At 33.3% G+C, this 21116-nt stretch carries 32 protein-coding genes and 1 tRNA gene; 26 read left to right on the top strand and 7 right to left on the bottom strand.

Going from position 1 to position 21116, the window contains the following annotated elements:
• The first annotated feature begins 110 nt into the window (after positions 1–110).
• On the top strand, positions 111–1124 hold the full coding sequence (locus VB776_RS07090) for a LacI family DNA-binding transcriptional regulator (RefSeq protein WP_323327444.1): 1014 nt from the start codon (positions 111–113) through the stop codon (positions 1122–1124).
• 171 nt (positions 1125–1295) lie between these two features.
• Here the strand turns inward: VB776_RS07090 and VB776_RS07085 are convergent, their stop codons facing one another.
• Complete coding sequence (locus tag VB776_RS07085) at positions 1296–1934, bottom strand: AlbA family DNA-binding domain-containing protein (protein WP_323327442.1); 639 nt, start codon at positions 1932–1934, stop codon at positions 1296–1298.
• Positions 1935–2071: 137 nt separating this feature from the next.
• On the opposite strand from VB776_RS07085, the gene VB776_RS07080 reads away from it, so the two are divergent.
• Positions 2072–2941 carry a DMT family transporter gene (locus tag VB776_RS07080; RefSeq protein ID WP_323327440.1) on the top strand — a complete coding sequence of 290 codons (870 nt, stop codon included), beginning with the start codon at positions 2072–2074 and terminating at the stop codon, positions 2939–2941.
• Here VB776_RS07080 and VB776_RS07075 read toward each other — a convergent pair.
• Both VB776_RS07075 and VB776_RS07070 read right to left on the bottom strand, forming a co-directional pair.
• Positions 2917–3303: a glyoxalase gene (locus VB776_RS07075; protein WP_323327438.1), complete on the bottom strand. Its 387-nt coding sequence runs from the start codon at positions 3301–3303 to the stop codon at positions 2917–2919. The genes VB776_RS07080 and VB776_RS07075 overlap by 25 nt on opposite strands.
• 20 nt (positions 3304–3323) lie before the next feature.
• Complete coding sequence (locus VB776_RS07070; RefSeq protein WP_323327436.1) at positions 3324–5582, bottom strand: DUF5916 domain-containing protein; 2259 nt, start codon at positions 5580–5582, stop codon at positions 3324–3326.
• Positions 5583–6031: 449 nt separating this feature from the next.
• On the opposite strand from VB776_RS07070, the gene VB776_RS07065 reads away from it, so the two are divergent.
• Both VB776_RS07065 and VB776_RS07060 read left to right on the top strand, forming a co-directional pair.
• Positions 6032–7120: a sensor histidine kinase gene (locus VB776_RS07065; protein ID WP_323327434.1), complete on the top strand. Its 1089-nt coding sequence runs from the start codon at positions 6032–6034 to the stop codon at positions 7118–7120.
• Between the two features lie 4 nt (positions 7121–7124).
• The gene (locus VB776_RS07060; RefSeq protein ID WP_323327432.1) at positions 7125–7868 is read left to right on the top strand and encodes a LytR/AlgR family response regulator transcription factor; all 744 of its coding nucleotides are present in this window, start codon (positions 7125–7127) and stop codon (positions 7866–7868) included.
• A gap of 69 nt (positions 7869–7937) precedes the next feature.
• On the opposite strand, the gene VB776_RS07055 is transcribed toward VB776_RS07060, so the two are convergent.
• From VB776_RS07055 to VB776_RS07040, 4 genes are all read right to left on the bottom strand, one after another.
• On the bottom strand, positions 7938–9206 hold the full coding sequence (locus VB776_RS07055; RefSeq protein WP_323327429.1) for a lipoprotein N-acyltransferase Lnb domain-containing protein: 1269 nt from the start codon (positions 9204–9206) through the stop codon (positions 7938–7940).
• A gap of 48 nt (positions 9207–9254) precedes the next feature.
• The gene (rsmI, locus tag VB776_RS07050) at positions 9255–9929 is read right to left on the bottom strand and encodes a 16S rRNA (cytidine(1402)-2'-O)-methyltransferase (protein WP_323327427.1); all 675 of its coding nucleotides are present in this window, start codon (positions 9927–9929) and stop codon (positions 9255–9257) included.
• Positions 9930–9986: 57 nt separating this feature from the next.
• Positions 9987–10220, bottom strand: coding sequence for a 4a-hydroxytetrahydrobiopterin dehydratase (locus tag VB776_RS07045; RefSeq protein ID WP_323327425.1), 234 nt, complete (start codon positions 10218–10220; stop codon positions 9987–9989).
• Between the two features lie 184 nt (positions 10221–10404).
• Positions 10405–10860 carry a helix-turn-helix domain-containing protein gene (locus tag VB776_RS07040; protein WP_323255444.1) on the bottom strand — a complete coding sequence of 152 codons (456 nt, stop codon included), beginning with the start codon at positions 10858–10860 and terminating at the stop codon, positions 10405–10407.
• A gap of 201 nt (positions 10861–11061) precedes the next feature.
• On the opposite strand from VB776_RS07040, the gene VB776_RS07035 reads away from it, so the two are divergent.
• The 22 genes from VB776_RS07035 (at position 11062) to VB776_RS06930 (ending at position 20778) form a co-directional block, all read left to right on the top strand.
• Positions 11062–11337 carry a hypothetical protein gene (locus VB776_RS07035; protein WP_323255446.1) on the top strand — a complete coding sequence of 92 codons (276 nt, stop codon included), beginning with the start codon at positions 11062–11064 and terminating at the stop codon, positions 11335–11337.
• Position 11338: 1 nt separating this feature from the next.
• Positions 11339–11872: a hypothetical protein gene (locus VB776_RS07030; protein WP_323327423.1), complete on the top strand. Its 534-nt coding sequence runs from the start codon at positions 11339–11341 to the stop codon at positions 11870–11872.
• Between the two features lie 124 nt (positions 11873–11996).
• Positions 11997–12161 carry a hypothetical protein gene (locus tag VB776_RS07025; RefSeq protein ID WP_323327421.1) on the top strand — a complete coding sequence of 55 codons (165 nt, stop codon included), beginning with the start codon at positions 11997–11999 and terminating at the stop codon, positions 12159–12161.
• 241 nt (positions 12162–12402) lie between these two features.
• On the top strand, positions 12403–12705 hold the full coding sequence (locus VB776_RS07020; protein WP_323327419.1) for a hypothetical protein: 303 nt from the start codon (positions 12403–12405) through the stop codon (positions 12703–12705).
• Positions 12696–12767: transfer RNA gene (locus VB776_RS07015), tRNA-Met, on the top strand. Before VB776_RS07020 ends, VB776_RS07015 begins: the two co-directional genes overlap by 10 nt.
• A 100-nt stretch (positions 12768–12867) precedes the next feature.
• Positions 12868–14337, top strand: coding sequence for a hypothetical protein (locus VB776_RS07010; protein WP_323327417.1), 1470 nt, complete (start codon positions 12868–12870; stop codon positions 14335–14337).
• Positions 14338–14341: 4 nt separating this feature from the next.
• On the top strand, positions 14342–14629 hold the full coding sequence (locus tag VB776_RS07005; protein WP_323327415.1) for a hypothetical protein: 288 nt from the start codon (positions 14342–14344) through the stop codon (positions 14627–14629).
• A complete protein-coding gene (locus VB776_RS07000) occupies positions 14630–15340 on the top strand; it encodes a hypothetical protein (RefSeq protein WP_323327414.1) in 711 nt (236 codons plus the stop codon).
• Positions 15318–15536 (top strand): hypothetical protein, encoded by a 219-nt coding sequence (locus VB776_RS06995; RefSeq protein ID WP_323327412.1) that lies wholly within the window; start codon positions 15318–15320, stop codon positions 15534–15536. Before VB776_RS07000 ends, VB776_RS06995 begins: the two co-directional genes overlap by 23 nt.
• A complete protein-coding gene (locus VB776_RS06990; RefSeq protein WP_323327410.1) occupies positions 15529–15903 on the top strand; it encodes a hypothetical protein in 375 nt (124 codons plus the stop codon). The genes VB776_RS06995 and VB776_RS06990 overlap by 8 nt, the downstream gene beginning before the upstream one ends.
• A 428-nt stretch (positions 15904–16331) precedes the next feature.
• Positions 16332–16553, top strand: coding sequence for a hypothetical protein (locus tag VB776_RS06985; RefSeq protein ID WP_323327408.1), 222 nt, complete (start codon positions 16332–16334; stop codon positions 16551–16553).
• Positions 16554–16659: 106 nt separating this feature from the next.
• On the top strand, positions 16660–17505 hold the full coding sequence (locus VB776_RS06980; protein WP_323327407.1) for a DNA adenine methylase: 846 nt from the start codon (positions 16660–16662) through the stop codon (positions 17503–17505).
• Position 17506: 1 nt separating this feature from the next.
• Positions 17507–17701: a hypothetical protein gene (locus tag VB776_RS06975; RefSeq protein WP_323327405.1), complete on the top strand. Its 195-nt coding sequence runs from the start codon at positions 17507–17509 to the stop codon at positions 17699–17701.
• 332 nt (positions 17702–18033) lie between these two features.
• Positions 18034–18522, top strand: a complete 489-nt coding sequence (locus VB776_RS06970; RefSeq protein WP_323327403.1) for a hypothetical protein — start codon at positions 18034–18036, stop codon at positions 18520–18522.
• Complete coding sequence (locus VB776_RS06965; RefSeq protein ID WP_323327401.1) at positions 18506–18730, top strand: hypothetical protein; 225 nt, start codon at positions 18506–18508, stop codon at positions 18728–18730. The genes VB776_RS06970 and VB776_RS06965 overlap by 17 nt, the downstream gene beginning before the upstream one ends.
• Positions 18730–18981, top strand: a complete 252-nt coding sequence (locus tag VB776_RS06960) for a hypothetical protein (RefSeq protein WP_323327399.1) — start codon at positions 18730–18732, stop codon at positions 18979–18981. The genes VB776_RS06965 and VB776_RS06960 overlap by 1 nt, the downstream gene beginning before the upstream one ends.
• Positions 18978–19286 (top strand): hypothetical protein, encoded by a 309-nt coding sequence (locus tag VB776_RS06955; RefSeq protein ID WP_323327393.1) that lies wholly within the window; start codon positions 18978–18980, stop codon positions 19284–19286. Before VB776_RS06960 ends, VB776_RS06955 begins: the two co-directional genes overlap by 4 nt.
• A complete protein-coding gene (locus tag VB776_RS06950) occupies positions 19286–19537 on the top strand; it encodes a hypothetical protein (RefSeq protein WP_323327391.1) in 252 nt (83 codons plus the stop codon). The genes VB776_RS06955 and VB776_RS06950 overlap by 1 nt, the downstream gene beginning before the upstream one ends.
• A 14-nt stretch (positions 19538–19551) precedes the next feature.
• Positions 19552–20007, top strand: a complete 456-nt coding sequence (locus tag VB776_RS06945) for a hypothetical protein (RefSeq protein WP_323327389.1) — start codon at positions 19552–19554, stop codon at positions 20005–20007.
• A gap of 13 nt (positions 20008–20020) precedes the next feature.
• On the top strand, positions 20021–20302 hold the full coding sequence (locus VB776_RS06940; protein ID WP_323327387.1) for a hypothetical protein: 282 nt from the start codon (positions 20021–20023) through the stop codon (positions 20300–20302).
• Positions 20303–20333: 31 nt separating this feature from the next.
• The gene (locus VB776_RS06935; protein ID WP_323327385.1) at positions 20334–20540 is read left to right on the top strand and encodes a hypothetical protein; all 207 of its coding nucleotides are present in this window, start codon (positions 20334–20336) and stop codon (positions 20538–20540) included.
• Positions 20541–20544: 4 nt separating this feature from the next.
• Positions 20545–20778, top strand: coding sequence for a hypothetical protein (locus VB776_RS06930; protein ID WP_323327383.1), 234 nt, complete (start codon positions 20545–20547; stop codon positions 20776–20778).
• The last annotated feature ends 338 nt before the right edge of the window (positions 20779–21116 follow it).

Genomic DNA, 21116 nt, shown 5'->3' with positions numbered 1-21116 from the left:
TTTTACCAGAAAATTACCAAAAAATAGGCTTGAAACATGAATACAAACATTTGCGCAAATTTTGCACAAACTTCCAAAATATCCTTAATTTTACAAATTCAACGGTTTAGATGATGCAGAAAAGTCAGGTAACGATAAAAGATATTGCTCAAGAATTGGGAATCGCTATTTCTACGGTGTCGAGGGCTTTGCAGAATCATCCTCGGATTGGTCTTAAAACTAAAGAACAGGTTTTTGAAGTAGCCAAAAGATTGAATTATGTACCGAATCCCGCAGCGATTTTATTAAGAAAAAACAAAACTTATACGGTTGGCGTGGTTTTTCCACATCTACAAGAAGAGTTTTTTTCTCAGGCAATTACGGGTATCGAAGACGTGATTAGTGCAAAAGGTTACAATGTTGTCATCAGTCAGTCGAGAGATAAATTAGAGCGAGAAAATAGAGCGATTAAATCTTTTATCAGTAGTCGTGTAGATGGAGTAATTGCCTCTATTTCTGCTGAAACTACACAATATTACTCTTTTAAAGAATTAGAAAACTATGGAATTCCGCTGGTATTTTTTGATAGAGTTCCCAAAGATGTAGCCGTCAATAAAGTAAGAGGGAATATTGTAGAAGCTGCTTTTGAAGCGACTTCTTTTCTAGCCAAAAAAGGAATTACAAAAATCGCTATTTTGAACGGACCATCTAATTTAGAGATTTCTAACGAACGTTTGGAAGGTTATTGGAAAGCCTTAAAATCGTTGAGTTTACCCATTTTTCAACAATATATCAAATCAACAGATTTAACTAAAGAAGATACTTTTAAGAAAATGGAGGAGTTAATGACTTTGCCAGAACAACCGCAAGCTGTACTCTGTTTCAATGATTATGTAGCATTATTTGCGATGCAAAGTTGCCGACAAAAAGGAATTATTCCCAATACTGATATTCATTTTGTAAGCTTTGCCAATTTGCCAATTACGGCTTATTTGGATAATCCGCCGATGGCTTCGGTAGAACAATTTGCCTATAAAATGGGCGAACAAGCCGCTCTTTTGTTATTAAAAATCATTGAAGCAAAGCAAGACAAAAAGCTAATTCCAGAAGAAATTATTATTGGTACTGAATTGGTGGTGCATTAGATTTAGGATTTGTGATTTCGGATGTTGGATTTCAGCATTCGGCTTTCAGACATCAGCTTTCAGTTTTTGGCTTTTAAATATCTGTTATCAGTTTCCAATTTCATAGTATTTTAAATAATATGATGTCCGACATCCGAAAGCTGAAATCCGAAATCCGACAGCCATAGCCAATCACCATTTTCGAAGTACAAATTGTGTTGGTTTTTGTCTCGACAGCATCAACAAAATACTTGCATAAGTAAGTGCTTCTAATAATTTGGTCGCTCTATAAGCAGAAATATTCACCAATTTGGCATACTCTTTTGCCGTAATTTTAGTATTTTTTTTCAGATAAGTAATCAAGTATTTCACATTGGGTTGTTCCAATATTTGCTTGTCGATGTCCTTTTCTGCCTTAACCATCACTTGCGACATTTCTTTGGTTACAGGCGTCGTTTCGTCATTTGCTCTTACATAGACGGTACGATTTTGCTGCTCGTCTAAAGTCTCGTAAGGTTTGTTTTCTGCTTCTTTAATGTTGATAATCAAAACATTGTGTTTGCCTTCAACCTTTACTGAAGAATAGATAATATCAATAGGAGGAACGACTAACTCGTTCGCTGCGTGAATAATTTTGGTCATTTCTTCTATTTCAGAACAACCTTTTATCGATTTATCATCGTTTACTCCAACAATTAATTGCCCGCCAGAAGTATTGGCAAAAGCAGCCAAAGTACGTGCAATTTTATAAGGACTATCAATTCTACTTTTATATTCTAGCGTGGTAGATTCTTTTTGTTTAAGGATTTCAAAGAGTTGTTTTTCTGTCATTAGTATTTTATGGAGTGTTTTTTTGGGTTAAAACGCCTAGTTTTCTATTGTTAGTTGATTAAGAATCGTTACTTCTAAGTAAATAATGAACAATTTCGGTAATTTTGAAATATTCTTCATACGTTATCAACAATATTTTGAAAACTCAAGATTCCGAAATTCCGCTTAAAGCCTATCTATATTTATTATTGGGTGTTTTTTGCATTGCTTGGTCAGCAATTTTTGTGAAAATGGCGGATGCACCAGCCCTCACTTCTGGTTTTTATCGTTACTTTTTTTGTTTTTTGGGTTTATTACCTATTTGGTTTTTTAAAGGCATTAAAATGCCTGATGGCAAAACATTATTACTCATTATCGTTGCAGGTTTTTTGTTTGTAGCTGATATGAGCCTCTGGAATCTTTCTATTCTTCGTACTTCTGCTTCGGTTTCTACATTGTTAGCCAATAATGCTTCAGTTTTTGTGGGTTTAGGAACATTGATTTTCTTCAAAAAGAAACTACCCAAAATCTATTGGATTGGACTTACTGTAGCAATGTTGGGTGTTTTTCTGGTTGCAGGAAAAGATATTTTACAAAATTCAGGCGTAGGTTTTGGTCATTTAATGGCGATAAGTGCTGCTGTTTTTTATGCGGGCTATATGCTGATAACGCAACGAATCAGAGGAAAAGTAGATACCGTTAATTTTATGGCTTGGTCTTTATTGGCTTGTTTGTTTTTTTCTTTGCTGACTTGTTGGCAACAAGATTTAGAAATGATTCACTTCAATCAAAAAACGTGGATTGCCTTTGTTGGTTCAGGTATCATTTGCCATTTGGCTGGTTGGCTTTGTATTAATTATGCTTTGGGTTTTATTCCTGCAGCTATTGTTTCGCCAACATTATTAATTCAACCAGTACTTACAGCGGTAATTTCTTTTTTTCTATTGAAAGAAGTACTAAGAACCGAACAGCTCATTGGCGGAATGATAGTACTGTTCGGTATTTACTTAGTTAATAAAAGAAGTTGACTTTGTAATCTTTGAATCAATAAATGAATCATTCTTTTGGTCAATTCTTCTTCGTTTTGTAAGAAAAGTTGATACTCTTCAAGGGTGAAATGTCCTGCGATAATTCCTTCTAAATAATGCTTAAATTTCATGTCTTTTCTGATAGACTGGTCGATGTAAAGTGATTTATCTTTGTCAGAAAGCTTGAAAAATAACCCTTTTCGTTGATGACAATATTGAATAAAAACTTGAATCAACAAATCATTTTGTAATTTCAGAATCGGTCTTAAAACTATATTTTGAAATCGCTCTACTTCGCTTTCAGCTTGTATTTCAAAATGAATAATTGGTCTTAATTGTTGTAAATCTTTATCTCTGTTCATATTGCCAAAACCAGTAAAAACTAAAATTGTTTTAAATACGAAAGTTTGGCAATTAAATGTAATTCATGTTGACGAGCCAGTTGATTCGTTCTGATTCTGGTTAAACCATCATTTGAAAGTTGCGTTTGGAAATCATTAAAACCTCGCTGATTAAACACCAAGTACAAAAACGACAAAGGTTGGTATTCCCAAGAAAAACGCACATTCCAAACATCAAAGTCACTGATAGAATTATGCTGATAAAAGCCAATTAATTGTACTCTTGGATTCAGTGCGAATCTTCCAGAAATGGTATATAATTGATTATTACCAGCGGCTTTATCGACGCCTAAATTGCTATAACTATTATTGGTAAAACGTGCTTCCATTGAAATATGCGGAATAGGAGCAAACCTAAATGTACTTGAAAAAGTAGTTAAAGAGCCATTATAATATTTCCCAAAGTCAACGTTCATCGAAAGTGAAACTTTCTTTGAAGCGTCGGTTTCGCCAACAATCATGAAGCGGTCGTATTTGAATTTTCCACCTTGGATAGGTACATTAAAAAACGATAGAGTATCGCTACCATCGGCATAATCAATCAATTGATAGAAGTGATTTGTCAATACGCCAAAACCGCCGCCATTTTGTAGGGTAAACCAAATTGGATTGGTATTCCATTGTTGTTCAATGAGTTTTCCTGTGGTTGTAGAATAATAATTTAGATAATAACCACCTGGCTCAAAGGCTCTTACAAATTTTGGAAGCCATTTTCCACGATTCAGCCAATAAAAACCCGCTGAATTTTCAATTACATCTGGACGAGACACAAAGCCCATTTCAGGATTAAAAGCTTTGTTATTAACGTTTTGTGTCAGCCAGTACATCCAATCAATTCCTCTGTGTGATAACTGATAATGTGCCGCCAAACCTGTCGAATTTTCATTGGTAGATTTAGACGTCATTGCCATCGTATTGATACTTGTACTTTCGTTGATACGGAAAAAACCATCTGCCGAAGCGGTGATATTGGCATGGTCGCTATCGTTTTTCAAAGTAGCAATTCCACCTATTCGGTTTTGTTTTCCAATATTTTGAGAGTAACGACCAACCAAGAAATCCGTAGCACTATTAATTTCATTGCCTTTTTGGCGAACATACATAAAACCAGTATTGCTTTTGGTAGAACGGTTTACGATTCTTGCTCCCAAAACAATTGGCACAGGATTGCCCTCAGCATCTAAGCCGATTCTTCTGCTAAAAAATGGCTGAATACGTTGCTGACCACCAAAATATTCTTCAATTGGACTCAATCCTGCTGCAAAAAGAGAGGCATTTTCCAAGAAAAATTGACGTCGTTCAGGAAAGAAAACCGATAATCTTGAAAGATTATTGACTTGTCTGTCGGCATCGGCTTGGGCAAAATCTGTATTATATGTTAAATCAAGAACAGTATTTGGGGTAATTGCCCATTTTATTTCGCCACCCATTTTTACTTTAGAACCATTCTTTTGGTCATAAAACTCAGAGCCGTCGTATCTATCTTCGGAAATTAACAAATATGGCTGAAATCTAATATTTGCTTTTGGTGGTGGCGGTGAAATATTGGACAATTTTCCAGCATATTGCATTCTAGCAGGCGTAAATGAACGTGGTAAAGCCGACCAAATCGTTTGTTCGTTGGTCATTCTTCGCATTCTAAAAAAATTAATGCCCCAAGTATTAAAATCGGAACTTCGTTGGTATCTCAATGTTTGCCAAGGAATTGAAAACTCCGCTATCCAAGCGGTGTCTGTTCTGGAAGTACGCACACGCCAAAGTCCATCCCAATCTTCATCAAAAACTTGGTCGTCGAAAGCCAATAAATCTCTTTGTGAGCCATAAGGATTGGTCATGAAAATCATGGCATTTCGTTCGTCGTTAAATCCATCAATTGAAATACCGATTTGGTCACTTCTACCATATTCAAAATCCCGTTGAAGATTCGTCACACGCAATGCTTTTTTGCCCAAGGGTTCATGCAAAACGGCGGCGATGTACAAGTAATCTTTATTATATAATAATTTGAACACAGATTTTTGTGAAGCCTTTTGTTTTTGAAAAGGCTCAACTTGTACAAAATTGGTAATTGGATTTGCTGTACTCCACGCAGATTCTTCTAATTTTCCGTCAATTTTGATAGAATGGTCAATACGAACAGCTTGTGTTTGTTTTTTGATAGAATCTGGCAAGAAAATTTCTTGTGCTTGAATGAGGTTGCTAAAACAAAAAAGTAAACCCAAAGCGTAAAAATATCGCATAATTAATAGTGTTAATAAAGAGGTTGTTTTTACTTCAAAGCGGTTTGAGGTGACAAAAATTAGGGACACAGCAAAGCTACGTCCCTAGACCCCTTAACCAAATTAATTATTATTTTTCTTATTTTAAAAAGACCTTTTGAGAAGATTATTAAAAAAAAGCTCCGTAATAAACACAAGTTTTACGTTTACTTCGGAGCTTTTGAAATTTACTCGGTATAATTTTATGTTGATGAATTGTAATTCAAAAGATTACAGTTCGCAAATAACGTATAATTTGTATATGGATTTAGATAAATTCGCCAAAAAACAATATAGTTTCGACCAATAACGTAAATGATGTAAAATGAGTAAAATTTATTTTGTTTTACTGTTCATCGAAAAGAATATATTTTTACTAATTTTTTGTATAAATTTGATATACAGTCTTCTCAATATAAAAGCTATTAATCGTGCAATCAACTGCTTCGTTTCCACATAGAACGCCCTTTTTTACGGATCTCCCAGCCAAAGGAGTACTTAGTCAGCGTTGGGCTTATCATTCCCTTTTTTGGCTTGTACTGAGTATGTACAATATTTTGTACTTTGGTTTTTTGCTTAATAATTACACGCAGGCAGTTTTTGAATATTCGGTAAAATTCCCGTTTTACGTTATTCTTGTCTATGGAAATATTTACTATTTGATTCCACACTTTTTACTTACAGGTAAATATTTTCAATATTTTGTGTTTTTGGTTTTATCTACTTTGTTGTCGGTGGCTGTTATTCAAACGCTGATTAATCACTTGATTTTAATCAATTATTGTCCAGTAGGTTATCATCCTAACGTTTTATTCGACCCAAAACCTACAGCAAAAAGAATGTTTGATACTTTTTCGGTTTTAGGAGTAACCAGCGGATTGAAACTAACGAAAGACTGGATTGATAATCAAGAAAAAATTAAAGAATTAGAAGGACAAAGTGTAAAAAACGAATTAGAGTTTTTGAAGTCTCAGATTCAGCCACATTTCTTTTTTAATACCTTAAATAATTTATATTCGTTAACCATCAAAAAATCGGATTTAGCACCAGAAGTAGTGGTAAAGCTTTCAGGATTAATGAGTTACATGTTGTATGAATCGGATAGCCATGAAACGACATTGAAAAAAGAAATAGAACATATTCAAAATTATTTAGATTTAGAAAGCCTGAGATTCGGGAAACGTTTAAATTTAGATTTTCAAATTGAAGGAAGTATCGAACAACGCAAACTTGCGCCACTTCTTTTATTACCATTTATTGAAAATGCCTTCAAGCATGGCACTTCGCATGAAACAGGTGTTTTAGATTTGCAAATTAGCCTTAAAATCTTAAACGGAAAATTACTTTTTGTGGTTGTAAATCCTAGATTTGATAATAGTTCAAATCGAAAAAAACATAAAGGTTTAGGGCTTAAAAATGTTCAGCGAAGATTAGCCTTACTTTATGGCAACAATTACGAATTGAATATAGAACCTACTGAAAAACAATACGTTATTTCATTATTTATTCCTTTAAAATAGGCACATGAAATTGAAAACCCTTATAGTAGATGATGAGCCGTTGGCATTAGATGTATTAGAAACTTTTATCGAAAGAATCGACAGCCTTGAATTAGTTGGGCGTTGTGAAAACGGTATTCAAGCTTTTAATTACCTGAAAAAAGGGGATATAGATTTACTTTTTCTGGACATTGAAATGCCAACTTTAGATGGAATGGAATTGTTGAAAAGTCTTCAAAATCCACCAAAAGTAATTATCACAACGGCTTATCGAGATTACGCAGTTGAAAGTTTTGAACTGAGTGTGGTAGATTACTTATTGAAACCTATTCCTTTTCAACGTTTTGTAAAGGCAGTAAATAAAGTTGTACCGAAAGAAAACGAAGCAAATCAACAAATAACTACTAGTACTTCTGTTCTATTAAATGCAAACGAACGCCCAGAAGCAATGTTTATTAAAGTTGATAAACGAATTGTAAAGATTAATTTTTCAGATATTTTATTCATCGAAAGTTTAAAAGATTATATCCGAATTCACACTTTGGCAGGTACTTTTGTTACCTATCAAACCATGAATGGTATTGGTGATATTTTACCAGCAGAACAATTTGCAAGAATTCATAAATCATTTATTGTGTCGATAGCCAAAGTAACTTCTATTGAAGCAGGCGATTTAATTGTTTCTGGAAAAAGTTTACCAGTAGGCAGAAGTTTCAGAGATGGAATTTTAGAAAAGATTTATAAAACAGGAGTATTGGCAGTAAAGTAAATTTTACTAATCATAAAAAAGCCATTCTTCGAATGAAGAATGGCTTTTTTATGAAATTTTGATAATTGATTACTCAAGATTATGCTCATTATGAATAACTTCCAAACGTCTTCCTTTAATAATTTTACGGAATTTAGTTTGCGTCATTCTATGTTCTCTTTCAAAGCCAGCATGATAAAATGCTCTAACGATAAGAATTAAAACCAATAAAGTAATATCCCAAGAATATTGAACTGCATAAAATAATCCCATTGCAAGTAATAAACCTACAACCATATAGTAGTAGCCATACCAGTAACTACCGTTACGTTCTTGCATAAACCACATCAACGGAAGGTGTAATGGAAAAGCCCATAATAAATTTCTGTTGTAGTTTGTTACGCCATGATCTGTTCCGAACCATAAGAAAAGTAATAACCAGCCAATTAGACCAGCAATTGAAAAAAGTATTTTATCAAAAGAATATCCTTTTTGCCGCCTTTTCCAGTGGAAATAGGTTTTATAGCCAGTAAAGATAAATATTAGTAATAGCCAAAATCTTGGGGTCAGTATAAAAAGAGGTTCTTCGTCGATTGGAGTTGTTGAATAAAGCGTATTTTCTGAACGAACTAAAAAGCGTAAAACGTGGTGCGTCATTCTTTTAGCGGCACGCATACTTTTTTGTAAATTTTCAGGTAAATAACAGGCTTTGAATTGTAAAATTCTTTCATCAGCAGGTGCACCTAAGGCAATATTCATTCCTAAAGCAGACCAATAATGATGCTTTCGGATTAAACATTTGTTCATCCATTGGCGATAAGTACTATCATTCATTTCAGGGATATTCTGTAAATGAACACTATCTGTACAAGCCAACATCATGGCGTCTCTTACCCTTGTTGCACAATTATCGTAAAAGAATTTATACATATAAACCCTTTTGCTAGGGTCGTTATAAGTACTTTCAAGATGCTTATAGACAATTTGCTTTTGACTAGCCGAAATATCAAGTACTTGCTCCGTCATATTGCGATGTTGCTGCTGATAATACTCTTGGTAAGCCATTAAAGGCGCATGAGACATCTTGTATGGAAGCTGACCTTTGACAAATTTCCAATAGAAATTTTCAGTTTCAAAATCATAAACACCAAAATTGTAAGCTTTATCTATTTGATTTTCAGGGTCATAAATCCATAAAAGCGTATGCCCGAAAGCATCGTTTAGTTCATTGCCTGGTTCAACAGTAATTAAACTTACTTTGCTGTTTGCAGAAAGATTTTGAGCTTCAGTCCTGATGTTTGTAGAAATCAGGAAGGCAAAAAATAGTATTAAATGTTTAAATGAAGAGAGGTATTTCATAGATTAGTTTGGATTTGGGATGAATTAACCCCCTAAAATAATAAATTTTTATGCTTTACCAGCAACAACAATCACAATTTCACCTTTAATTGTGTTTGGGTTGCTTTGGTAGTGCAAAAGTATTTCAGATAATGTACCTCTAATATTTTCTTCAAAAACTTTCGTTAATTCACGAGAAACGCAAGCTTGGCGCTCTATTCCTAAGAATTCCGCTAATTGTTCAAGTGTTTTTAAAAGACGATGTGGAGATTCATAAAGGATAATCGTTCTTTCTTCTTCTACCAAATTTTTAAGCCTTGTTTGCCTGCCTTTTTTATGAGGAAGGAAACCTTCAAAAATAAAACGATCAGCAGGTAAGCCAGAATTTACCAAAGCAGGAACAAAAGCAGTAGCACCTGGTAAGCATTCTACTTCAATACCCTGTTTCAAACATTCACGTACCAATAAAAAACCAGGGTCAGAAATAGCAGGTGTACCAGCATCCGAAACCAATGCCAATACTTTTCCTTCTTTCAATAATTTGATGATGCCATTTGTACCATGATGCTCGTTGTGTGCATGATGTGCATACAAAGGTTTTGATATATTCAAATGTTTTAGCAATATCCCTGAATTTCTGGTATCCTCAGCTAATACAGCATCAACAGATTGTAAAATCTTTACAGCTCTGTAAGTAATATCATCCAAATTTCCGATGGGCGTGGGAACAAGGTATAATTTCATAATGATTGGTATTGGGGAATTTAAGGCTATATCAAGCGAACTTGGAGTACAGAAAGATTAAAGAATTAACAAATCTATTGCTTTTGCCAGTTTGTAATCTTTTTCAGTAATGATATTTCCAGCATCATGCGTATAGAGTTCTATGCTTACTTTGTTATAAACATTTGTCCAGAAAGGGTGGTGATTTTGTTTTTCAGCTAAGAAAGCCACACGAGTCATAAAGGCAAAAGCCTCTGAAAAGTCTTTGAAAAGAAAATCTTTTTTCAATTTATTGTCTTCTTCTATCCACATAGTTTTAATGTTTAATGTTAAGAAAACTGTATAAAACAAAAAAGGTTAGCTGTTAAGCTAACCTTTGTAGAGAGTGAGGCTCTACATTTTAGCCGTCCAAATATTTCTTTTTCACCTAGTTAGCAATTAGCTAACTTGCCTGCCGCCACAAGTGCCACCAAAAAATAATCAAAAAAAAAGCTGACTAACAATTAGCCAATATTTTTTTCTCAAATTCAGGAAATAAAACTACTATTTTCCCAGTGGTACTCGGTGAATTTGGGGCAGGCTCATCCTTTTTTAAGGAATTCATAACAAGTGCATTATTTGTTTGCAGTAACTGACTAATTTGTTCATCTTTTCGCCTTAATTGTTCTGATTGTTCCGTCATTTGTTTTTCAATTCTTTCAAGAATTTGTAACAAATAATTGTTCTCTTCATTGTCTTCTTTTTTGCCATCAATTTTTGAAAGTATGACTTCTGATGTTGTTTCTAATGCTTTAGCCCATTTTTCAATATCTTCCTTATCCATTGTTTTTCGATTAAAACTTTGGTAGATAGCTTGCCTTGAAATTCCTAATTGGTTTGCAATTATGGAAATAGATAGATTTTTTTCGGCTATTAAATCCTTGATTATCAAGCCAATAGGATATTTTGACATATTTTGTGTAATTATTTTAAAGTAAATTACTTGACAAAGTAAAGTAATTTACTTTACTTTGAAGTATAATTTAATTAAAGTTCGTTTAAAAATCATGTAAATATAGTTTAATGACAATATAATTTTCATTTACCCCTATATTTTTTTTAAAGAATTTTACTTGTCATTAAATAAGTATAACCATCATTAAAAAAATTATATATGAGTTATATAAACGAAAAAATACCCGTAAAAACAAAAATACAAAACCTTACTCCGTCTGATAGGAAAAGGGTTGAAAAGGCTTTCAAGGTGCTGTTACCTGAGTCTGCCGAAACTAGATTTATCAACGTTGTACGTAATTCAAAATTTGACTTTGATTCTAGGGAGGAAGCAGTTTTGGAAAAACTTTTTGTAAAAGTTAATGGAAAATGGAAGCTCAATGGAACTTATGAGTTTTTCCAATTAATCGGCGAAGAACTCCCAATGGCTTTGTAATATGAAAGCTGTTTTAACCCCAATTGATGAAACTACGCAACTAACTGTAGGTAAGAGTTACCCTATTAGATGTGCGAAAATGAAGGATGGTGCAATTATACCATTAATAGGCAAAAGACATGCTGACCCTGAGCTGGGTGTTGTTGGCGAGCATTATCATATTGATGGAAGATTTTTTCTGCCAAAATCAGTAACCGAAAAATACCAGATTGATGATGAAGGTAGAACAAATGTTATTCTATGTGCTGATGAATTGGATATTGATTGGAATTGCATCGTTGAGCTATTAGTTAAGCAGAAGAAATGTGTTAGGTTAACCACAGGTGTGAATCCACCTAGTCGAGAAGCAACAAGCATTTGGTCTCATTTAAAGGGTTTGAAGTACTATAAGTGGTATGACAAATTTCTAGGCAAAGAAGTTAAAGAAAATATTTGTCCGCATTTGGGTACAAAAATGATTGAGCAAGATGGTGTTTTGGTTTGCCCACTTCATAACCTGAAAGCTTGTAAAAAGTCTAAACTTATCATCAAATGAAATACTTCTTAGGATTGTTTTCAATAGTTTGCTTTTTGATAGCATTTTTTAAGCTGTCTATAGCCTTTTTTCTTTTTGGATTTGTATTAATGATTTACTCAACCATCAAATTTAACTCACAAAGATGAATCCTGTTATTATTGCAACTACTACGTTGCCAATCCACGGTTTCCTAAAAGGACAAACCATAAAAGTTTTACCAATAGATGGTAGATTTATCCCAGTTGAAGATGCCAATTCGAAAAACCAACGTGTTTTTCCAAAGAATTCATTACAATTTGTTAATTAAGTTAAATAGGTGTAGAGGTAAGTTATAAAACCCTAGGTTTTGCCTAGGGGATTTTATGAAGCTTTTACATATTAATATACAGTCATTTAGATGATGGTTTTTAATTGGAAAAGGCTAATGTTGGAAGGTCGTTAGTTAATGGGAGTTCGATTCTCTCAACCATCACAAATGAAGTAGAGTAAAATGTGTGCAAGTAAAAGGGAGGTGTGAGAAGCCTCCCTCTTTTAAACTTAATTTTAAAATGGCTAAATACATCAGAAAACCTGTAGTAATAGAGGCAATTACCTTTGAAGAATTTGTACAATTTGGCAAAGACAATGGCGGTAATATTGTAAATGGTATGCCTTGGCATTTTACCTATAAAGGACTTCCTGTAAGTCATTCCAATGACGAATGTTATTTGATTCCTTGGAATAATGGATGTTTTCATGTGTTTACTCCTTTAGATGTCCTTATTACCGATGAAAATAACTTTACTTATCCCAAGAGAAAAGATGATTTTGAGGATGGGTATGATGAAGTAGTCAATATTAAGGCAGGATAGGGCAGAGGTAGCTCGTGAGACTCATAACCTTAAGGTAGCAAGTTCGATTCTTGCTCCCGCTACAGAGTCAAAACTTCTTTATTCAGTTAGTCAATGACTCTCAAAAAATAGAAACAACTGGATTGACAGCAAGGAAAGACCGAAAAACTTAATTTTTGTAAAATGTTATCACAAAATCCAAACATTGTTCAATTGCCCATCTCTTCTCAGAATGGGAAGCCAGGCAATAACAAAAGTTTTAAAACTGGAAATTCTTTTTCGCTCAGCCCAATGCACGAGCGTTACAGGATTTTTAAGGAAACGTATAATGACTCACGTGAGGACTTAAAAGCCAAAATTAGGCTTACACGTGACAATGTTGCGAACAGGATTTTGTACGCATTTTACAATAAGTTCTATACATTAGAACTTAAAAGATGGGGTGATAAAAACCCTGAAATGCTACCGAATTTATACCTAAACAACCTTGATTTAATAGAGCGTGTAGGTGTAGAAGCGAAGTCAACTGCATGGAGAGCCATGAACTTTCTTTGTAAGGTTGACCTTGGTGAAGGTCGTGGTGTATTAATGCGGAAAATTTTTCATGGCTTTTATCAAGATTATACTATTTTGATAAATCCTTGGATTTTAACGGGTCAAATTATCGAAAATTGGGGAACGGAAACCGAAAAAAAGTGGCAAAAACCTCAAAATTTTGAAAACCAAAACCAATCGCCCCTTTTGCCTCTGGTTGCAAATTGCAATCTACCTTTTATTAAAGGAACAATGCTAAAGCATAATACTACTATAAGTCCCTGTGGAAAAGCGGATAACTTTACAGTTATTCAGGAACAAGAAACAGGAACAAATGAAGAGAGTCAACCTGCTAACATTAATCCTTTCCTAAAACGTTATTTGCAAGGGCAACAAGCCCAAAATAATACCCAAACTGCGGGCGATGTCGAAAATGATATATCGTTCCGTAGCGAGCAAATAAAGGGCAAATATTTCGGTAAGCCTTCAAGCACTGAAAAAATCACAAGTGCAGTTGATACCTCCAAAAATGTGGATAACGCTGTGGAAAAGCCTGAAACTGATGAAATTAGAGCCAAATCAGTGGAATTAACTGTTGAATTATATAGATATGCGATGCCAATTTTATATCCACGTCACCGAGAAAGCTGTAAAACTCAACAAAAATTGATACTTAACACCATCTGGATTCATTGGTTTCAGCCTTACGTGAAAAACAAGAACTGTACCTTGGAGTTTTTAGAAAAAATGTTTGAGGATTTGAAAGAATTGGTTGTGATGACACGTGAAGAACTTGATAATAAGCCTGATAGCTATGTCCACGCTAATCCAGCAGTATTTTTCGATAAAAGTTTTGCACATGGTTTGAGCCGGGCTTATGGCAGATTCAGAAAAAATAAGCTAAATAAAGACCGAAAGATTCTGAGAGCTGCCGAAAAATCTGTTAGAACTGGGAAAGTACCACGGAATATCAAAAAAATACATTCAATGATCGATTTAATTTCCTATTGGAAGGCTCACATTGAACGTTGCACGGTTAACAAACAAATGATTTTGAAAGCATTCAATTTGTTTTTGACCAACCCGAAAAACCTTTCAATGAATGGTTTAAAAATTTAGAAAATTGAGTACCTCTACCAAAGAACGACAACCACACCCCGAGAAGTCGCTATACAGGGTTTGGATAATATTAAAAAATGGCGAAACAAAAACACATTACAGTTTCATCAACCGATTGAACCCTAAAAAGGCAAAAGAGTATATCAAAACAATACATGAAAGAATGGAAGTTGGGTATGCTTGGTTGATTGATAATCAGAGTGATGAACTGCTTGAAGTTTTTGACACAGACCACTGGCGACAGCCTGATGATTATGAATATTACCTCTTCAAAAAAAACAAAAATAAGTAAATGGCAATCCGCAATAAAATAGATAAAGAAGCTGTTTTTAACCTTTTTTCAAAGGGAAAAACTGCAGCGGATGTAGCGAAGGAATTGGGCTATCCATCATCGACAATGCGTATGTATCGGTCACAATGGGAGGCTACTATTTTAGACAAAGCTAATGCAATTTCTTCTATAAAAACAGAGGAAGTAACAATAGCGGTAGATGAGCGAATTAGTGACGATAATTTTACGGTAAAATCTGAAAAAGAAGAAGTTATAAACAAAATTAGTGACGTTTTAGTAGCGAAAGATGAGCGAAAAAGCGAAAAAGCTTGGTTGATATTAATCAATATCGGATTGATGAAAATTTATAGCATTAGTAGCGTTTTTAGCGTATTGATACAAATGCACGACATTCATTTTGTCGCTTTTTGTGTCGCTATTGTTGTAGTATTTGCTCCACTAATAATGCTAATACAAAATGTTAATAACTCTTTACGCATTTACGCTATTTTGATAATGTTGATAGTGTTTGCCATCCAAGTGTTGTTTTCAGCTATCAATTTTAATATGAAGGTTTCTAACGAATTCATTGCTTCAGTATCGCAAGTTACAAGCCTTCAAAAATCGAATTTTGTGCTAACGATGGCATTCCTGATGCCAATTTTAGAACTCCTTTTTGAAATCGTTTACCTCAAAATAAAATATCCAAATGATGATAATCACCATTCCTAAAAGACCAGGACACGAACAACGAGAAGCAACGAAAGAGTCAAAAAAGCAAGACCTCCAAGATTACTTTCACAGCTTGGATATTGTAGATACTGAATGTGATATATTGGGAAATAGATTACTTGATTCAGATGAAAACTGCAAGCTTAAAAGTAATATTAGAATCAACCAAACCAGAACCAAATTGAGCTATGAGTAAGACTACTACAGAAGATTTTTTAATCACTATTATGGCTGGAATTATCACATTTTTTTTGGTAACTATCTCCCCAGTATTGGTAGGAATAATCTACTTCAAGAAAAAGGCACAAAGACTTAAAATGAAAGAGACGCTTTTTCAGCAATGTATCAAAGAATTGGTTCAAAGGAAAATTGATTTTACGGTTGGCTTTGACAAAGATGGAGATTGTTTTATTGAGAATGTTCAAGAACAAGAACCATATTTCTTTATTGATTTCGTAAATGAAATTACAGTGTATAAATATTTGGGAAAAGGCGTAAGAGTTAATATCACCACTATGGATGAGCTTCTGAAATTAAAACCCTTTATAGAAGATGATAAATGACTTATGCACATGGCAAACAATTTTTGTCAATCTTATATTAGGTACAATTTTCACTTTGTGCTTAGTGTACAATGTTCTTATCATAGATTCTCTAGGAATTAAGCAACTGCTTTTCTCCCCAAAGGCAACCCTTATCAGCCAGTGCGTGAATGAATTAGTTAAACGAAACATTCAATTTACATTCGATTCAAAAGGTTTGTCAGAGTGGTCTTATTGTGTGATTCATAACGAAGAATTTTACGATGGTTCAATATCGTTTCACTTCTTTTTTAGCGATGAAAATCAAGTTGATATTCATTATCATAATCATTCTTGCGACTACGACTATAATGATTCTTCAAACCACATACTTGGGAAGAGCATAACTGAATTTAAAGAGCTTTTGAAATTTAAACCCTTTGCCAATTAATCTAAAAATTTCCCCAAAAATGAGCGAACTTAAAAAGGTAAGAATTACCTATCCTGCAACTGTTTTTGTGTCAAAATTCATTTTTGTTGAACAAGATAAAATTGACGAAATGATTGATAACCATGAGTTAATCGTTGATTTTATTTACGGCAATATGACTCACGAGCAAAAAGACTTCACTGAAAAAGATTCAATCCATTCAGCATACACTCAAGGTTATGCAAAACTCAAGATACTATGAAAAAAGACATCTCAATGGTAGAGCTTTTCAGTGGTACTGGTGGCTTTTCAGTTGGCTTTAAAAACGCTGGTTACAACATTACAGAACATTTAAATAAAATAAAGTGATGAGTGGGAATAAGTCTAAAATTATTGCATTTAATTATTTTGGAGGAAAATTCAGTTGGATAGAACATTTGAATTACCATTTTCCAGACCCTTCATTGTTTAATCATTTATGTGAACTTTTTGGTGGAAGTTGTGCTGTTTCACTCAATTACAAGGGAAAAGTTATAAAAACAGTCAATGAAATTAATGAAGACATTACCAACTTCTTTGAAGTTTTAAGGGATAATGAACAAGAGCTTATGAGATTGCTTTTATTAACACCTTGTTCAAATTTAGAGTATGATAGGTGTTGGGAACCATCACAAAATAAAATTGAGCAAGCAAGACGATTCTATGTAAGAGTAAGACAGTCATTTTTTGGATTGGGTTGCTCAAGAAAGAATAAAGGTTGGCACATGGCTAAGTCTCAAAATAATGCCAAAGGTGGAGAAACCGTATCAAAATGGAATAATGCTTTAGAAAAACTTCATGAAGTTGCTGAAGCAATAAGAACTAATATCCAAATAACCAATTTTAGTTTTGAAGTAGCTATAGGTAAGATAGATAGTCAAAAAACATTCTTTTATGCTGACCCACCCTATCCAGAAGAATGTAGAGCTTCATTTAATGATTATAAGTTTGAATTTTCAACCGAAGACCACATAACTCTTTCAGAGAAACTTCACAGTATAAATGGACTGGCCATGATTAGTAGTTATAACACAAAATTATACAATGATTTGTACTCGGACTGGAGAAAAGTAGAATTGCCAATCAAAAAAAATAACATACGTTCTAGCGAAGTCCAAGAAGTTATTTGGATGAATTACCCTGAACAAAAAATTGGATTATTTAACAACTATTAAGATGGCAAAAATTTCAGAATATGTCGACGTTAATGAAATTGACAGAACTGTTCATTTCTTTGGAAGAGAAGATTGGATTGAAGTAGATGATTTGAATGCTTGGATTTCAGCTTTTTGGGATGAGGCTCGTGATATTGCAATGTCTATAAATGGCTCATCTGAAATTGAAAGAATAGCTTTTGACAGAATTACTTAGAAATGCTTTCAGAAGAAAGCATAAAATTAGAATACGCACAAATTGTACAAATAATAGCAGAACGTTTAAACATTATGAAGTGATGAAATACCTACTAATTGCTTGTCTGTACATTTTTGGATGGATGTTATTAATCCTGTACCTAATTGTTGAAAGGCTATTTAAAATCTTAGTGATTGTGATTCAAATACTTTGGCATTTTAGGTTTAGAAAGGAGTGGTTTAAAATATTAGATAATTACCATATTCTTTTAGTTATACCTGTGATTTTTTTTCCATTACCAGTATTATTCAAATTTAAATCTACCAAAGATTTATTACTCTTCAAAAACTATGAATTCATTAGAAAAAGAAGGTAAATATCAATTACCAACAGACAAACAGATTCAAGTATTATTAGAAGTTTTTTTTTATCATAAACTCAAAAAAACTAAGCTAAAATCGCTTGAAATAAAGGCATTAACATCTAGTAAAAATCACTTAAAATTTATTGAAATGAAAGACAAATATTTTCTATTAACAGCCATCTGGATATTACTCTTTTTCGGCTCCGCAATCAGTATAAGTTTTTTGACAGATTACCTACAAGCTTCAGGTTTTTTCGGTGATGAAAAAGTAGGCATGACAATGCAATGGGATAATCCAAGTAACAAATATATCCTAAAACAAGCGACTGACGGTTCGATAGACACAAATTTCAAATGGGGTTATAGACACTTCTTATTCTTATTTATGTGCTGGTTTCTTTCTGTATTAAGTATCCTGAAAATAGGGCTTTCAATTAATTCATACATCCAAAAATCAAATGAAACTAAGCGGTAAAGAAACAGCCCTACAGATAAGCTCCATTCAACTTTTAGGACAACTTCCTAAAGAGGATTACGGAATAGCGATGGCTATTTATAAAACCAAAATTGTTTTCCTTGATGAATGCTTAAAGGTTTGCGAGTTGAATGATTATCAAACAATTTTTGATGAAAAAGAGAAGTATTTAACACTGCATTTTATGCTGAAAAACTGCAAGAAATAATGAACGAATTATTAGAACAATTTGAAAAATTAATCCAAGAAAAGACAGTAGTCTTTAATCACGATGTTGAGGATGGATTCTTTATTAAAGTTTGCAATCGTGGAGAAAACTTTCTCCAGATAGCGGAAATCGAACCAGAGCATCACAAAACGATTGAATCTGCTATTGTCGCAGCGGTTGGTTATCTCAAGAAGCAAGTAGAAGATTTTGAAAAAGTTATAGAGGGAATTCACGACAGAAACAAACGATGAGCGAAACAATTACAATAATCTCTGACAGAGAGGTTAAAACAGCACGAAAAGAGTTTCATTGTAATGCCAGCTTGTTTATCAGGGATTACTTAAATAATTGCATCGATCTTCCATTTTCCTTTGCTGAAAAAAGAGCCGTTATTATGGCAAAGCGAAACGGTTGGAAAATCTTAAAAGGACAGCCATATATCAAACAATTCAATAGTGTAGATGGGGAACACTATACATTCAGGGCAATTCCATCAATGCACCAAATCTGTTTAAAATATAAAATGTACTCAGGAAAAATCTTGATAGTTATTTAATGAATCAATTCGCAAGAATACCGATGATTAAGGCTGGAAAAGCTAGTGTTGATGTTTTATCGTCCTTTTTTTTCGACATTAATAATTTTAACAATTTTCGAGAACTGATGAAGATGTACAATTATCCAGATTGTAAAGCAGAACAAGAAAAGCTTATCAAACAATGGGATGAATTTCTAACAGAAAGGAATTCTGTAGGTTGGGAAGGTTATTCAAAGCATAATTTACCACATATTTTTATTAAAAGTTAAACCAAATAACGAAAATGGAAAAAGTAATATGGATTAAAGTCACTGAGACAATTACCCGCAAAATGGGCTTTTTGATAGATGAAAACCAGTTAGAAACAGCCAATGAATTAGTTGAAATCGGCAAAACCAACACAAAGCTAAATCCAGATAGCAAAGAGTATTTTTTGCTAAACGGTTATCTAAACAACGAAATAACCGATACCAACGGCTATGATAACATTGAAGTTTTTATTGAAGAAGATGAAAAGGGAAAATACAAATTTCGTGTCGGTGATACCTTTTACTCACAATATCTTACCAATGATAATGAACCCTATGATTCAATACCCATAAAGGTAATTTCCATGGATCCAGAAAGAGATATTATTAGCGTTCAAATGAGCAATAATTCAAGAATTGAAAAATGGATTTTATCGTGTTCAATTTCTGCACTCATTAACGGAGATTATTCATTTCAATCATTCACATAAAACTCAAAATTTCATGATAAAGTTGTTAAGCGAACTTATCAAAGCACTTGCTTTTGGCTTCTTGGTTTTTATATTCTGTACAGTCATCAACGAACGCTTAGATATGGAAGAGCATGGTAATAAAACCAAGAATAGTAATGAAATACCATTCTATAGAAAAATCTGCAGCCTTCAATATTCTTTAGAGACTAGAGACACCATCAACCGAATTATAATGCAGAATAGTTACTCAGGTAAATTTCACGAAATCATTCTTCCTAAAGGCACAATCGTAAAAAGTTTAAAGATTAATTAAAGCATTTTCAAACAAATAAACAATTCAAACAATGCAAAAATCAGAAGTTACCGTCGGTCAATTAGTTACTTACTATCATACCATCAAAGAAGATGGTACAAAATTAAACCCTGTTAAAACCCGTATTCTTTCAGAAGTAACAGAATTGCCATCAGGCGAAGAAGTTTGTATGATTGAAGGCAAACGAGGTTTAGTATCAATCCAACATCTTGAAATTGTACCCCTAACTGAAAATTAATCTTATGGTTGTACAAGAATCTGTGGAGTTTGATTCAATAATTACTGTTCAAATTCTTGAAAAGGAAAAAAGAGATTGGGATGTAGTCGACTTAGAATTAGCATTTGAAGGTAAAGTACAAATAACACCTAAGAAAATGCGAGAGCTGGGTAAATGGCTAATCAACCAAGGGAAAAGAATCGGAAAAGAATACAATGTGAACGGTAAGAAAAAACGAAAAAAATATGCACAACTATAAACTTGGGGATAAAGTATTATCCCCAAAATTTCCAAACGATTAATTTATTATAAACTGAATCAAAAGAATGTATAATATTTTCAAGCATGCTGATTTTATTGGTTGTTTAAAGACTTTTTTACAGAATTGTTATGGAGTTTATTGTTTGTACATAAAGATTTTTGAAAAGGTTTAGTTGCCTAAAAAATTATTATTCTCCATAAAAATTGTAAGTACAAATGTTATTTAATAACCGATGTTAATTGAGTAATTTGAGCCAATTTTCACGAAGATTAGAAATGAACATATACCAGTAACTGTGACATTATCCTCACTTCAAGAAAGTATTTGCAAAATAT

This window comes from Arcicella gelida (genome assembly GCF_034931025.1).
Classification (GTDB): domain Bacteria; phylum Bacteroidota; class Bacteroidia; order Cytophagales; family Spirosomataceae; genus Arcicella; species Arcicella gelida.
This window is presented reverse-complemented; position numbering and strand designations above follow the sequence as displayed.

Excerpts from the sequence above, each read along its gene's own strand:
- VB776_RS07090 (WP_323327444.1), top strand. The coding sequence starts at position 111 with ATGATGCAGAAAAGTCAGGTAACGATAAAAGATATTGCTCAAGAATTG.
- VB776_RS07085 (WP_323327442.1), bottom strand. The coding sequence starts at position 1,934 with ATGACAGAAAAACAACTCTTTGAAATCCTTAAACAAAAAGAATCTACC.
- VB776_RS07075 (WP_323327438.1), bottom strand. The coding sequence starts at position 3,303 with ATGAACAGAGATAAAGATTTACAACAATTAAGACCAATTATTCATTTT.
- VB776_RS07070 (WP_323327436.1), bottom strand. The coding sequence starts at position 5,582 with ATGCGATATTTTTACGCTTTGGGTTTACTTTTTTGTTTTAGCAACCTC.
- VB776_RS07060 (WP_323327432.1), top strand. The coding sequence starts at position 7,125 with ATGAAATTGAAAACCCTTATAGTAGATGATGAGCCGTTGGCATTAGAT.
- VB776_RS07055 (WP_323327429.1), bottom strand. The coding sequence starts at position 9,206 with ATGAAATACCTCTCTTCATTTAAACATTTAATACTATTTTTTGCCTTC.
- rsmI (WP_323327427.1), bottom strand. The coding sequence starts at position 9,929 with ATGAAATTATACCTTGTTCCCACGCCCATCGGAAATTTGGATGATATT.
- VB776_RS07045 (WP_323327425.1), bottom strand. The coding sequence starts at position 10,220 with ATGTGGATAGAAGAAGACAATAAATTGAAAAAAGATTTTCTTTTCAAA.
- VB776_RS07040 (WP_323255444.1), bottom strand. The coding sequence starts at position 10,860 with ATGTCAAAATATCCTATTGGCTTGATAATCAAGGATTTAATAGCCGAA.
- VB776_RS07035 (WP_323255446.1), top strand. The coding sequence starts at position 11,062 with ATGAGTTATATAAACGAAAAAATACCCGTAAAAACAAAAATACAAAAC.
- VB776_RS07030 (WP_323327423.1), top strand. The coding sequence starts at position 11,339 with ATGAAAGCTGTTTTAACCCCAATTGATGAAACTACGCAACTAACTGTA.
- VB776_RS07025 (WP_323327421.1), top strand. The coding sequence starts at position 11,997 with ATGAATCCTGTTATTATTGCAACTACTACGTTGCCAATCCACGGTTTC.
- VB776_RS07020 (WP_323327419.1), top strand. The coding sequence starts at position 12,403 with ATGGCTAAATACATCAGAAAACCTGTAGTAATAGAGGCAATTACCTTT.
- VB776_RS07010 (WP_323327417.1), top strand. The coding sequence starts at position 12,868 with ATGTTATCACAAAATCCAAACATTGTTCAATTGCCCATCTCTTCTCAG.
- VB776_RS07000 (WP_323327414.1), top strand. The coding sequence starts at position 14,630 with ATGGCAATCCGCAATAAAATAGATAAAGAAGCTGTTTTTAACCTTTTT.
- VB776_RS06995 (WP_323327412.1), top strand. The coding sequence starts at position 15,318 with ATGATGATAATCACCATTCCTAAAAGACCAGGACACGAACAACGAGAA.
- VB776_RS06990 (WP_323327410.1), top strand. The coding sequence starts at position 15,529 with ATGAGTAAGACTACTACAGAAGATTTTTTAATCACTATTATGGCTGGA.
- VB776_RS06985 (WP_323327408.1), top strand. The coding sequence starts at position 16,332 with ATGAGCGAACTTAAAAAGGTAAGAATTACCTATCCTGCAACTGTTTTT.
- VB776_RS06980 (WP_323327407.1), top strand. The coding sequence starts at position 16,660 with ATGAGTGGGAATAAGTCTAAAATTATTGCATTTAATTATTTTGGAGGA.
- VB776_RS06975 (WP_323327405.1), top strand. The coding sequence starts at position 17,507 with ATGGCAAAAATTTCAGAATATGTCGACGTTAATGAAATTGACAGAACT.
- VB776_RS06970 (WP_323327403.1), top strand. The coding sequence starts at position 18,034 with ATGAATTCATTAGAAAAAGAAGGTAAATATCAATTACCAACAGACAAA.
- VB776_RS06965 (WP_323327401.1), top strand. The coding sequence starts at position 18,506 with ATGAAACTAAGCGGTAAAGAAACAGCCCTACAGATAAGCTCCATTCAA.
- VB776_RS06960 (WP_323327399.1), top strand. The coding sequence starts at position 18,730 with ATGAACGAATTATTAGAACAATTTGAAAAATTAATCCAAGAAAAGACA.
- VB776_RS06955 (WP_323327393.1), top strand. The coding sequence starts at position 18,978 with ATGAGCGAAACAATTACAATAATCTCTGACAGAGAGGTTAAAACAGCA.
- VB776_RS06950 (WP_323327391.1), top strand. The coding sequence starts at position 19,286 with ATGAATCAATTCGCAAGAATACCGATGATTAAGGCTGGAAAAGCTAGT.
- VB776_RS06945 (WP_323327389.1), top strand. The coding sequence starts at position 19,552 with ATGGAAAAAGTAATATGGATTAAAGTCACTGAGACAATTACCCGCAAA.
- VB776_RS06940 (WP_323327387.1), top strand. The coding sequence starts at position 20,021 with ATGATAAAGTTGTTAAGCGAACTTATCAAAGCACTTGCTTTTGGCTTC.
- VB776_RS06935 (WP_323327385.1), top strand. The coding sequence starts at position 20,334 with ATGCAAAAATCAGAAGTTACCGTCGGTCAATTAGTTACTTACTATCAT.
- VB776_RS06930 (WP_323327383.1), top strand. The coding sequence starts at position 20,545 with ATGGTTGTACAAGAATCTGTGGAGTTTGATTCAATAATTACTGTTCAA.